The sequence below is a fragment of the Elusimicrobiota bacterium genome, from assembly GCA_016706425.1.
Taxonomy (GTDB): domain Bacteria; phylum Elusimicrobiota; class Elusimicrobia; order FEN-1173; family FEN-1173; genus JADJJR01.
Genome location: JADJJR010000001.1, coordinates 1967083 through 1979070, shown reverse-complemented (window position 1 = coordinate 1979070; position 11988 = coordinate 1967083). Strand labels below are relative to the sequence as shown.

Genomic DNA, 11988 nt, shown 5'->3' with positions numbered 1-11988 from the left:
TGTGCCCGCGAATGCCCACGCGGGCAATAAAGAGTGTAGCAAAGTCCTTCGAAATGTCAAGGGGGGTTATTGGGGGTGTTCGGCGAGCCAGCGCTCGACGGCGATGGCCGCCATGCAGCCCTGGCCCGCGGCGGTGACGGCCTGGCGGTAGACGTGGTCCACGCAGTCGCCGGCGGCGAACACGCCCGTCACGTTGGTTCGGGTGTGGCCGTCGGTCTTGACGTAGCCCGTGTCGTGGAGGTCGATTTGGCCGCGGAAAACGCCGGTGTTGGGTTCGTGGCCAATGGCCATGAAAAGCCCGTTGGCGGCCAGGGTTTCCACGGCGCCGGTGGCGACGTTTTTGATCCGGATTTGCTCGAGGGTTTTCTCGCCGTGGGTGTCTTCCAGCACGTAGGGGGTCTTCAAAAGGATCTTGGGGTTTTTCCGGACCCGTTCGATCATCACCTTGGAGGCGCGGAATTCGTCGCGACGGTGAAGGAGGATCACTTGGCTTCCGAAGCGGGTCAGGAAGAGGGCCTCTTCCATGGCGGTGTCGCCGCCGCCGATCACGGCGATGGGCTTGTTGCGGAAAATCGGGAGCGCGCCGTCGCAGGTGGCGCAGGCGGAAATGCCCCGGTTCCAGAACTTGGCCTCGGCGTCGTTGTGCAGGCGTTTGGCCGTGGCGCCGGTGGCGATGATGACCGCCTTGGCGCTGTACTCGGCCTCGTCCGTCACCACCTTAAAGGGGCGGGTGGAAAAATCCACCGACTCCACGTCTTTGTCGAGCACCTCGGCGCCGAACCGTTGGGCCTGTTTGCGCATGTTGACCATGAGTTCGGGGCCGGCGATGCCGTCGGGAAAGCCGGGGAAATTTTCGACGTCCGTGGTGGTCATGAGCTGTCCGCCCGATTGACCGCCTTTCATAAAGCCGCCCAGGACCAAGGGCTTCAAGCCCGCCCGGGAGGTGTAGAGCGCGGCGGTGTAACCGGCGGGACCGGACCCAATAATGACAACATGGCGTGTTTCCATAAAACCAACCCCTTTGCGATGGATTAAGACAATTATAGCACACCGGGGATAACGTCCACGTCCTACCCAACCCTTGAATAAAGGCGGGGGGGGGTTAAACTTAATAGGAGAGAGGGGGAGGACCCAAGGAGAGTAAAAGGAGATTAACGATGTTCAAAAAACGATCTCCAATGGGTTTCACGTTGATTGAGGTGATGCTGGTTGTGGCCATTATCGGTTTGCTTGCCGCCATAGCAATACCGAAATTCGCCGATATGACTCGCAAGGCCCGGGAGGCCGCCACTTATGGGAACCTCGGAGGGCTCCGGGCCGCGTTGAGGATTTATTACGCCGATACGGAAGGTCTGTATCCCGATAGATTTTTTGTCGCTCAAGTGCTGACATCGGGAGGAAAATATATTGATTCCATCCCCCCCTGCGATATCCCTTTGCCAGGCCACCAAAAGATGAGAATTTTGAAAGCCCCCGAAGTGGTTCCCCACTTGGACGGGGGGTACTTTTATTATAGGGATCCACAGGAATGCAGATTTTTTGTATTTCCAACGGATGGTCTTGGATCCTTGGTCGGGATCAACATCGCCTGCACACATTTGGACGTAAAAGGAAAAAGTTGGGGGCGTGGGGAGGTGGGTGCGAGTTGAAGGGTGACCGTCCGGCAAAATTGTGATTCATCGGGGAGGGCGGGGAACAACACGTCACTCCCGATCTATGGGTGAAAATTAATCCCGACCTCGGCCGCAGAGAGATCAAGGGCGCGGAGGGTTTCGATCACGGCGGGTTTGAGGAAGAGCCCGGTTCGGGAGGTGTGCTCCAGAAATTCAAACACCCGGCGCCAGTGGGCGTAAGGCGCCTTGCCTTCGCGGATCATGCGGCAAAATTCGATTTCGAACCCGCTGTAGCCCCGCTGGTGGACGTCCACCACCCCCAGCAGGGGGATCAACTGGTGGTTGGTGACCACGGGACTGTTTTGGCGGGGAGAGAGCAGGCCCCAGGCGGCCACCTGGTCCCGAACGGCGGACTCGTCCAAATTCCAGGCGGCCAGGGGGAACAGGAGCCGAGCCACCCGGTCCGCCGGCCAGCGCGACCCGCGCCACCAGGGGTGCGGGTCTTCCGGCCCGAAGATGTCTTTTAAAGGGAGGCCCGCCACGTGGGTGCGGTCCGAGCGTTCCCTCTCCGCTGGGGATTCAAAGCCCCGCAGACCCAGCCCGCCCTCGACCTGCAGGCGGGAATAGCCGCAGAGGATCAACGGGATGCCTTTTTCGGCGGCCAAGCCCCGCGCCGTGTCGAGCAGCAGTTCCCCGTCGCTGAAATCCACGGTGCCGTAACCGCCGTTCTCGTTTAAGTGCGTGAGTCCGTAACGGAACAATTTTTTCATGAAGGCCCGGGTGGGTCGAAGGGTCACGTGGTCCAGGTCCAGGCGCCGGACCAACCGGTCGATGTTGTCCCGGGCCACCGGGCTCATGAAGGTGTTGTCGTGGGTGAAGGCCAAGAGGCGCAACCGGGGGTGTTCGTCCCGCAGGCGGCGGATCATGTAGACGCTGTCTTTCCCACCGCTGAAAAGCACGAGCGCGTCGTGGGGGCCCGTTCCGCGTCCGGCGTGGGCCGAGATGATTTCGTTTAAGCGCGGGGTGTCGTCCGGGGGCGGCGCGGTCGGGCCGGAAGGGGCCCGGCAGGGCGCGCAAAGTCCCTCGGCGTCCAAGGGGGCGGCGCGCTCCGACAGGGCGCAACGGCGGCACCGGCGGGACAGGCGGCGGCCGGCCCAGAGACGGTGCAGGGGCCAAACGCGGTGGACATAGAACTCAAAGAGGCGCGCGGCGCGGAGGGGGGCCGAGGCGTCGCTCATCAATAACTTTTCTTGGAGACCGAGAGGTAACGCAGGACGTCGCGGATGAGGAGGATGCTGACGGGTGTGCCGTCGGCGTTTAAAACGGGCACATGGCGGTACCCCCCCACGGACATTTTGTTGACCGCGAAGGCGATGGGGTCCTCGGGGTGGACCCAGCCGGGGTTCCGGGTCATCACGTCCTCGACCTTCAGTTTGTCGAGGTCGCGGTTCGTCTCCGCCACGCGCAACAGGAGGTCGCGGTTGGACAGGATGCCCACCATTTTCTTTTTCTTGTAGACAAGCACGCAGCCTTTTTTCTCTTTTTGAAAGATCGCGAGGATTTCGGCCACGGCGTCGTCGGGGCTGCAGACGAGCAGGTCCGCCCCGGTCAGGAGCTCCGAAACGGGCTCGTTCAAGAGGGCGTCCTGGAAGGCGTCGCCGCGGCGGCGGGTGTGCGGGAGGCTTTTTTGCATGAGGGAATGCATGCAGTGTTTGCACCGGTCGTCGCCGGGCAGGTTTTTCTGGCCGCAGAAAGGGCAGGGGGTCATGGGGTCACCGTCCAGGTGTCGTCGGTGTACAGCAGATCTTTCAAGCGGCCGCGGCCCTTTTTCTTGATCACGTCCTGAATCTGCTGGTTCATCAGGTCGTCGTAGGTGGGCTTTTCCACGCAGCGCAGCACGCCGAAAGGCACGGGAAAATCGGGGTGGGTCAATTGGGTGAGGAGGTAGGCGTTGTTGGGGCGGGGGTCCGCCTCGTTGTGGATCAGGAGCCCCTGGGTGTTCGCCGGGTCGAATTTCACGATTTCGGGGTAAAGGCCGTTGAGAAGGATGGCTTTTTTGTCGTCGACGCGGCCGAAGACCAGGGGTTTGCCGTTTTCCAAATACACCATGCGGTCTTCGCGGGTGTCGCGTCCGGTCACGGGGGCGTGGGCCTTGTCGTTAAAAATGATGCAGTTTTGGTAGACCTCGATGAAGGACACGCCCTTGTGGCGCATGGCGCGCTCCATGACGGCCGACATGTGGCGCGGGTCGGAGTCGAGCGTGCGGGCGATAAATGTGGCCTCGGAGGCGATGGCCAGACAGAGCGGGTTGATGGGGTGCTCGATCGACCCGTAGGGGGAGGACTTCGTCACCTTGCCCGTGGGCGAGGTGGGCGAATACTGTCCCTTGGTCAGGCCGTAAATTTCGTTGTTGACGAGCAACACGTTGAAATTGAGATTGCGTCGCATGGCGTGGATGAAGTGGTTGCCGCCGATGGACAGGGCGTCGCCGTCGCCGGTGATCACCCAAATGGACAGGTCCGGGTTGACGAGCCGCAGCCCCGTGGCGATGGTGGGGGCCCGGCCGTGGATCGTGTGGAACCCGTAGGTGTTCATGTAGTACGGGAACCGGGAGGAGCAGCCGATGCCGGAGACGAAGACGTAATTCTCCCGGGGAATGTCGAATTTGGCCAGGGTTTGTTGCATGGCGCCCAGGATGGAATAATCGCCGCAACCGGGGCACCAGCGCACTTCCGCGCCCGACACGAAGTCGTTCTTCGTGAACTTGGGGCGCGGGTCGGGAGCGGAAGGGACTTCCTGGGTCACAGGAGCTCCTCGATGGCTTGGCGGACTTCGGAAACGAAAAAAGGAACGCCGCGGATCCGGTTGTATCCCGTGAGCCGCGTGCCGTCTTTTTGCCCCAGCGTGTGGAATTGGTGTCGCAAGAGCATGAGCAATTGGCCGCTGTTCAACTCGGGGACCAGGACGGTTTTGTAGCGGCTCAACACCGCCCCGAGGTTTTTGGGGAAGGGATTGAGGTGCGTCAAGTGAGCCTGCGCCACCGGGCCCTTGCCCGCGGCGTTCACTTCGTCCACGGCGGCGTGAATGGCCCCGTGGGTGCTGCCCCAGCCCAGGACCAGGAGGGGGCCGCTCTGGGGGCCGCGCACGGTCAATTCGGGGATGTCATCGGCGATGCGGGCGACTTTTTCCGCCCGCAGTTTGACCATTTTTTCGTGGTTGTCGGGGTCGTAGCTGACGGTCCCGGTGATGTCGGCTTTTTCCAAACCGCCGATGCGGTGCTCCAGACCCGGCGTGCCGGGCTTGGCCCAGGGGCGCGCCAGGGTTTGGGGGTCGCGGGCGTAGGGTTGGAAGGGCCCTTTCCCCCGCGTGGGGTGTTGCACCGTGATTTTGGGCAGGGATTCCAGGGCCGGCAATTTCCAAGGTTCGGCCGAGTTGGCCAGGTAACCGTCGGACAGATAGATGACGGGCGTCATGTGGGTGAGCGCCAGCCGGACGGCCTCGATCGCCGTTTCAAAACAGTGCGCCGGGCTCTGGGGGGCGACCACCGCCACGGGGGACTCGCCGTTCCGCCCGAACATCGCCTGCAACAGATCCGTCTGCTCGGTCTTGGTGGGCATGCCGGTGGAGGGGCCGGTCCGTTGAACGTCGATGACCACCAGGGGGAGCTCGGCGATCACCGCCAGGTTCAAGGCCTCGGATTTGAGGCAGAGCCCCGGGCCCGAGGTGGTGGTGATGCCCAATTCCCCGCCGAAGCTGGCGCCGATGGCCGAGCCGATGGCGGCGATCTCGTCCTCCGCCTGGAACGTCCGAACCCCGAAATCCTTGCGGTAGGACAGGTCCTGCAAAATGCTGGAGGCCGGGGTGATGGGGTAGGACCCCAGGAACAGAGTTTTGCCGGCGAGTTCCGCGGCGGCGATGAACCCGAGGGCGGCGGCCTCGTTGCCCGTGACCTTGCGGTAGGTGCCGGGCTCCAATTTGGATTTGCGCACCTCGAACCGCGTGGGCATGAGCTCCGTGATGTCGGCGTGGTTGTATCCCGCTTTCAGGGCGGCGATGTTGGCGGCCACAAATTCCGGCTTCTTGGCGAATTTCGCCGAAATCCATTCGATGGTGTGGTCCAGGTTTCGGTCGTAGAGCCAGAACATGAGCCCGAGGGCGAAAAAGTTTTTGCAGCGTTCTTTTTCGGAGGCGCGCAGCGGGTGGTCCTTTAAAGCGTTGACCGTGAGGTCCGAGAGCGGCAGGCGCACCACTTGCCAGTCGCGCAGGGTCCCGTCCGTCAGGGGGTTCGTGGGGAAGGCGGCTTTCTCCAGGCCGTCCTCGTCGAAGGCGTTTTCGTTCAAAATCATGAGACCGCCCTTTTTTACGTGGCGTAAATTGACCTTGAGGGCGGCGGGGTTCATGGCGATCAGGACGTCCGCCACGTCGCCGGGGGTGAAGGCCGGCGTTTCGGAAAATTGGATTTGGAAGCTGGAGACGCCGGGCAGGGTGCCCGCCGGGGCGCGGATTTCCGCGGGGAAGTCGGGAAAAGTGGAAAAGTCGTTCCCCATCACGGCCGTGGTGTCGGTGAACTGGTCCCCGGTCAACTGCATGCCGTCGCCCGAGTCCCCCGCGAAGCGTACCGTCACCGCGGGGACGAGTTGTTTCGCCTTGCCGGCCATTTACCCGCCTTCCGCCGTGGGGGCGACCTGGTGCGGGTTGGGGGGGATGTTGTAGATCTCGCCGGGGTAGAATTCGGCGAGGAACCGGATCAGCGTGCGCACGCTCAGGACGTTGACCAGTTCCTGTTTTTCGTTCACCAGCGGGATGTGGTAAAAATCGTTTTCGGCCATCAGGTCGACGGCGCGGCCGACGGGGTCGTCCTGCCGCAACACGATGGGGTCCGGGGTCATGAAGTCGCGGACGGGGCGTTTTTCATCGATGTTTTTGCCGAGGATTTTGCGGGCGACGTCGGATTCCGTGAACATGCCCACCACCCGGCGGCCCTCGGCCACCACGATGTAGGCGGATTTACTCTCGCGCATCAAGTCGATGGCCCGTTTCAGCGAAATGTCGGGAGGCGCCTGGATCAAGCGGGGGTTGACCACCTCCCCGATCCGTTTGTCCTTGAGCCGTTGTGCCGCGGGCGCGCCCATGCGGCTATCATAGTTAAAATGTGGGGGCGGTTACAATCGGCGCCGCGATTATGCTTAAATGCCCAATATTCCAACGGATCAACGGGAGCGACGATGAAGTTGCATGAATATCAAGCCAAACGCGTGATGGCGGGTTTCGGTTTGCCGGTCCTGCCGGGGCGGGTTTTGGAGGCGGCGGATCGGGTCGGGACGGTATTAAAGAAGCTGGGCGACGGCCCCTGGGTGCTGAAGGCCCAGGTGCACACGGGCGGTCGGGGCAAGGCCGGCGGCGTCAAGGTCGTGGCCGACAGCAAAGAGGCCGGTGCCTTCGTCAAAGGTCTGTTGGGCAAACCCCTGGTCACACACCAGACCGGGCCCCAGGGGCTCGTGGTCCGAAAAATTTTGGCCGAACCGGCGGTCCGCGCCGTTCGGGAACTGTATGTGGCCGTCCTCGTGAACCGGCGGACGGGACGACCCGTGTTGATCGCATCGGGCGAAGGCGGCATGGACATCGAGGAACTGGCCGTCACCGCCCCGGACAAAATCGTTCGCGTCGACATCGATCCCCTGCGGGGACTCGAAGCGTTCCAGGCCCGGGACGTGGCCTTCGCCGTGGGGTTGACCGGGGATTTACTGGCGCCCGCGGTCGCCTTCCTTCAAAATCTCGTCAAAATGTTCCTGGCCACCGACGCCAGCCTGGTGGAGGTGAATCCCCTGGGCGTGATCGGGGAAGGGGCGGAGAGACGCCTGTTGGCCATGGACGCCAAAGTCACCCTGGACGACAACGCCGCCTTCCGCCACAAGGACCTGTTTCAAGAGGCGGATTGGACCGACTTGTCCGACGCGGAAAAACGCGCCGGCGAGGTGGGCATCTCCTATATAAGGTTGGACGGCAACATCGGCTGTCTCGTCAACGGGGCGGGTTTGGCCATGGCGACGATGGACATCATCAAACTGCACGGGGGCGAGCCGGCGAATTTTCTCGATGTCGGCGGCGGGGCCACGGTGGAGCAGGTCACCGAGGCTTTCCAAATCATCCTGTCCGACCCCAAGGTGAAAGCCATTCTGGTCAACATTTTCGGCGGCATCATGAAGTGTGACGTCATCGCCCAGGGCGTGGTCCAGGCCGTGAAAAACACGGGCCTCGACCGGCCCCTGGTGGTCCGCCTTGAGGGCAACCGGGTGGAGGAGGGTCGCCAAATTCTCTCGGCCTCCGGCCTGGCCATCACTCCCGCGGTGGACTTGGCGGACGGGGCGAAAAAAGCCGTGGCCGCCGCGGCGGGGGCCGCGTCATGAGCATCCTGATCACCAACGACACCAAAGTCATCGTCCAGGGCATCACCGGCGGGGCGGGGTCTTTCCACGCCAAGGGCTGCCGTGACTACGGCACCCGCGTGGTCGGGGGCGTCACGCCGGGCAAGGGCGGGGGGAACGTCGACGGTATTCCCGTTTTCAACACCGTCAAGGAGGTCGTCCGGGCCGCCGACGCCGACCCCCGGGGCATGGCCTCGATGATTTTTGTTCCGCCGCCCTTCGCCGCGGACGCGATTTTGGAGGCGGCCGACGCGGGGGTGGGCCTCGTGATTGCCATCACCGAGGGCATCCCCGTGACGGACATGGCCCGGGTCAAGGCCGCCCTGCGCGGCGGCGCCACACGCCTCATCGGGCCCAACGGCCCGGGCGTCATCACCCCGGGCGATGAAAAACGGCCCGGATGCAAAATCGGCATCATGCCGGGGTACATCCACAAGCCGGGCAAGATCGGGATTGTGTCACGGTCCGGGACGCTCACCTACGAGGCGGTTTGGCAGTTGACGCAGCGCGGCCTCGGTCAGTCCACCGTCGTCGGCATCGGCGGCGACCCCATTGCGGGTTCGAGCTTCGTGGACATATTGGAATTGTTTGAAAAGGACCCGGACACGGAGTGCGTGCTCATGATCGGCGAGATCGGGGGCAGCGCCGAAGAGGACGCGGCCCACTACTTCAAAAAAAACATGACGAAACCCCTCTTCGCGTTCATCGCCGGCCGCACGGCCCCCCCGGGCAAGCGCATGGGCCACGCCGGGGCCATCGTGGACGCCTCGGGCGGCCGGTCCGCCAAGGGCACGGCGGCCGAAAAGCGCGCCGCCCTCGAAGCCGCCGGTGTCAAAGTGGTGGAATCGCCCGCCGACATGGGCGAAATGGTGCTCCGCGCCGTCCGGGTGGGTTGATCGCTCCATGGCCCCGTCCCCGGGCGGGACGCCCGCCGTTTCTTTCGATCGTTCCGTCGGTTCGGTCCCCGCGATGGCCCTCGCGCGGGAATGGATTGAAACCAACGGTCGCGGCTCCTACGCCATGGGCACCGTGGCCGGGGGGCACACCCGGCGCTACCACGGCCTGCTGACCGCCGCCCGCCGACCGCCGGTGGACCGCCGCCAATGGGTCAACCGGTTGGCGGACGCCGTGCTTCAAAACGGCCGCCGCGTCGAACTGTCCTGCCAGCAATTCCCCGATGTCCTTCAAGCCGAGGGATGCAAAGTCCTCGAAAGTTTCCGCCTCGATCCGTGGCCGACCTGGGTGTACGCCTGGGAGGGCGGCCGCGTGGAAAAATCGGTGTTCCTCCGTTACGGGGAGGACACGGCGGTCGTCACTTACCGGTGGCTGAGCGGGGCCGCGTCCGCGCTGGAAGCCCGGCCGTTGATCACCGACCGGGACCCCCATTTCCTCGGCCGCTCCGACGGACGTTTCGACGGGAAAACCCGCGCGATCGAACGCGGGGCCCGCGTTGAGGGCGCGTCGGGTCGGGTCGCGATGTGGGGGTCGGCGGGCGAGTTCCAGATCGATCCCACCTGGTACCGGAACCAGGTGTACGCGGTGGAGGACCAGCGGGGCTTGGACAAAATCGAGGACGCGTTCTCCCCGGGCGTTTTTCGTCTTCCTCTCGAGCCCGGTCGACCGGTGCGCTTGTTCCTGTCGACCGAACGGGACGGCGGTGTCGACGGCGACCTTTGGGAAGAGGAGGAGCGTGACCAGCGTCGGCGCCTGGTCCGCGCCGCCTTGGTGCGCGGGCCGATGGCCGCGACCCTGACGGCGGCCGCCGACCAGTTCATCGTGACCCGGGGCGAGGGGGCCAGCGTCATCGCCGGTTACCCGTGGTTCGGGGATTGGAGCCGCGACGCGTTAATCGCCTTCCCCGGACTTTTTTTGGCGACGGGCCGATGGACGGAAGGGCCGGCGCTCCTGGACACCTACGCCCGGCACGTCCATCAGGGGTTGTTGCCCAACCAATTCCCGGAGGGGGACTCGCCCACTTCGTACAACGCGATGGACGCGCCCCTTTGGTTTGTTCGCGCCGTTCAAGCTTACCACCGCGCGACCCACGACGACGAATCGGTCCGGCGTTGGTTGCCCGTGATGCGGGACATCGTCGACGCCTATCAACACGGCACCGACCACGGGATTCGCATGGACGGCGACGGGTTGATCGAAGCGCCCGCCGGCGAACGGGCGTTGACCTGGATGGACGCCGCGGTCGATGGAAAACCCGTCACCCCGCGGGAGGGAAAACCCGTGGAAATCCAGGCCCTCTGGTACAACGCCCTGCAATTCCTGGTGGAAGTCCAATTGAAATGGAAGGAGCCGACCCGGGGTTACGACCAATTGGCTCAAATCGCCCAAAAGAACTTCAACGAAAAGTTTTGGAACGCCGAAAACGCTTATTTGTTCGACGTGATTAACGGCCGCCACCGGGACGCCCAAGTCCGGCCCAACGCGCTCTTCGCCCTGGCTTTCCCCTACGAGATTTTGGACGAAAAACATTTTCAGCCGGTCCTCGACACCGCCGCGCGGGAGTTGCTGACCCCCGTGGGGTTGCGCACCCTCGCGCGGGGGGCCCCGTCCTATCGACCCGTTTGCGCGGGCGCTCCCGCCGAGCGGGATCGCGCCTATCACCAGGGGACGGTGTGGCCGTGGTTGCTGGGGCCCTTCCTGACCGCCCACGCCAAGGTCCACGGGTCCTCCGCGGAGGCCAAAAAACAGCTGGTCGAATTTTTGCGGCCGTTGTCCAACCATTTGAACGCGGGCGGCGTGGGTCAATTGCCGGAGATTTTCGACGGCGACGCCCCCCACGCCCCCCGGGGATGCCCCGCGCAGGCTTGGAGCGTGGGCGAGGTGTTGCGGGTTCTGTGGGAAGAGGGGGTTGTCCTATGACACATCGACGGCTTTGGATCACGGGGGCGTTGGTCCTTGCGGCAATGGGGTCCACCGCCGAGGATTTCGAGATTTTGTTCACGCCCAGCGGACCGGTCCGACGGGCCAAAGCGGGCGCGGTCCCCGGTCCTTCGGTGGAAATGGTGGTCAACAGCCCCCTGGCGGATCTTCGGCGGGAGCCAGAACCGGGGGACCCGGCCCTCGCTCGCCGGCGGCCTTACCCCATCGATCCCCTTCAGGAAACGCAGCTGCTGCACGGTGAAACCGTGCGGGTTTACGAGGAAAAAAACGGGTGGTACCGCGTGGAAGCCGTGGAGCAGGCCGAATTCACCCACCACAACCATTGGCAGGGTTACCCCGGTTGGGTGCGCAAAGACGACCTGCTTCGCGCGCCCCCGGACACCACTTTTAACGCCACGGCCCGCCGTCCTTACATCTTCGTCTACGCCACCAAGGAATGGCGGTCGCCCCGCAGTAAACTGCCTCTGGGCAGCCGCTTCCATGTGATTTACCGGGACCGTCGCTGGTCCCGGGTGGCGGCGCCCTCCGGCCACACCGGACATATTCGCAACAAGGACCTGTTGATGGACCGCGAGATCCCCCGCGGCGGTGAGGAAATTCGGGACTTGATTTTGCGGACGGCCCGCCTGTACCTCGGCCAACCGTATTTTTGGGGCGGACGCGCCGCCCACCGCCCCTCCGACCGCGAACACCCCTCGGGAGTGGATTGTTCGGGACTCGTGAACCTGAGCTACCGGGTGGCCGGGTACGCCATCCCCCGGGATTCCCACGAACAGTTCCTGCTGGCGAAACCGGTGGCCAACGCCAACGCTCTGCAGCCCGGGGATGTGGTTTTCCTGGCCAAAAAAGACGCCCCCGACAAAATCGTCCACGTCATGCTCTACGAGGGCGGGGAGAATTTGTTGGAGGCGGTTTACGAATTCCACACCGTGCGGCGCGTGTCCTTCAAAAAAAAGTTGGGAGGGGCGCGGTCCGCCTGGACGCACGCCGCGCCGACCGGTGACAAAATCGTTTACTTCGGCCGGCTCCTCCCCTGAACGCGCGGCCCTCCCCCT

The 11988-nt window shown here is 63.8% G+C and carries 11 protein-coding genes; 5 read left to right on the top strand and 6 right to left on the bottom strand.

The window, feature by feature from the left end; translation table 11 throughout:
* Nucleotides 1-66: 66 nt before the first annotated feature.
* Nucleotides 67-1008 carry a thioredoxin-disulfide reductase gene (gene trxB / locus IPI56_08155; GenBank protein MBK7545697.1) on the bottom strand — a complete coding sequence of 314 codons (942 nt, stop codon included), beginning with the start codon at nt 1006-1008 and terminating at the stop codon, nt 67-69.
* A 149-nt stretch (nt 1009-1157) separates the two neighbouring features.
* On the opposite strand from trxB, the gene IPI56_08150 reads away from it, so the two are divergent.
* Nucleotides 1158-1649, top strand: coding sequence for a type II secretion system protein (locus tag IPI56_08150; protein MBK7545696.1), 492 nt, complete (start codon nt 1158-1160; stop codon nt 1647-1649).
* Between the two features lie 65 nt (nt 1650-1714).
* On the opposite strand, the gene IPI56_08145 is transcribed toward IPI56_08150, so the two are convergent.
* The 5 genes from IPI56_08145 to IPI56_08125 form a co-directional block, all read right to left on the bottom strand.
* On the bottom strand, nt 1715-2851 hold the full coding sequence (locus tag IPI56_08145; GenBank protein MBK7545695.1) for a hypothetical protein: 1137 nt from the start codon (nt 2849-2851) through the stop codon (nt 1715-1717).
* Nucleotides 2851-3381, bottom strand: coding sequence for a CBS domain-containing protein (locus IPI56_08140; GenBank protein MBK7545694.1), 531 nt, complete (start codon nt 3379-3381; stop codon nt 2851-2853). The genes IPI56_08145 and IPI56_08140 overlap by 1 nt, the downstream gene beginning before the upstream one ends.
* Entirely contained in the window at nt 3378-4298 is a 921-nt protein-coding gene (locus IPI56_08135; protein ID MBK7545693.1) for a 2-oxoacid:ferredoxin oxidoreductase subunit beta, read from the bottom strand. The genes IPI56_08140 and IPI56_08135 overlap by 4 nt, the downstream gene beginning before the upstream one ends.
* Before the next feature lie 116 nt (nt 4299-4414).
* Nucleotides 4415-6271 carry a 2-oxoacid:acceptor oxidoreductase subunit alpha gene (locus tag IPI56_08130; GenBank protein ID MBK7545692.1) on the bottom strand — a complete coding sequence of 619 codons (1857 nt, stop codon included), beginning with the start codon at nt 6269-6271 and terminating at the stop codon, nt 4415-4417.
* Nucleotides 6272-6745, bottom strand: a complete 474-nt coding sequence (locus tag IPI56_08125; protein MBK7545691.1) for a CBS domain-containing protein — start codon at nt 6743-6745, stop codon at nt 6272-6274. It lies immediately after the preceding gene.
* 93 nt (nt 6746-6838) lie between these two features.
* Between IPI56_08125 and sucC the strand changes: the two genes are divergently transcribed.
* The 4 genes from sucC to IPI56_08105 are packed head-to-tail and all read left to right on the top strand — an operon-like array spanning nt 6839 to nt 11970.
* The gene (sucC, locus tag IPI56_08120) at nt 6839-8020 is read left to right on the top strand and encodes an ADP-forming succinate--CoA ligase subunit beta (GenBank protein MBK7545690.1); all 1182 of its coding nucleotides are present in this window, start codon (nt 6839-6841) and stop codon (nt 8018-8020) included.
* Complete coding sequence (gene sucD / locus IPI56_08115) at nt 8017-8934, top strand: succinate--CoA ligase subunit alpha (protein MBK7545689.1); 918 nt, start codon at nt 8017-8019, stop codon at nt 8932-8934. The genes sucC and sucD overlap by 4 nt, the downstream gene beginning before the upstream one ends.
* A 7-nt stretch (nt 8935-8941) precedes the next feature.
* Nucleotides 8942-10912: a glycogen debranching enzyme family protein gene (locus IPI56_08110; protein ID MBK7545688.1), complete on the top strand. Its 1971-nt coding sequence runs from the start codon at nt 8942-8944 to the stop codon at nt 10910-10912.
* A complete protein-coding gene (locus IPI56_08105; GenBank protein MBK7545687.1) occupies nt 10909-11970 on the top strand; it encodes a C40 family peptidase in 1062 nt (353 codons plus the stop codon). The genes IPI56_08110 and IPI56_08105 overlap by 4 nt, the downstream gene beginning before the upstream one ends.
* Nucleotides 11971-11988: the final 18 nt, after the last annotated feature.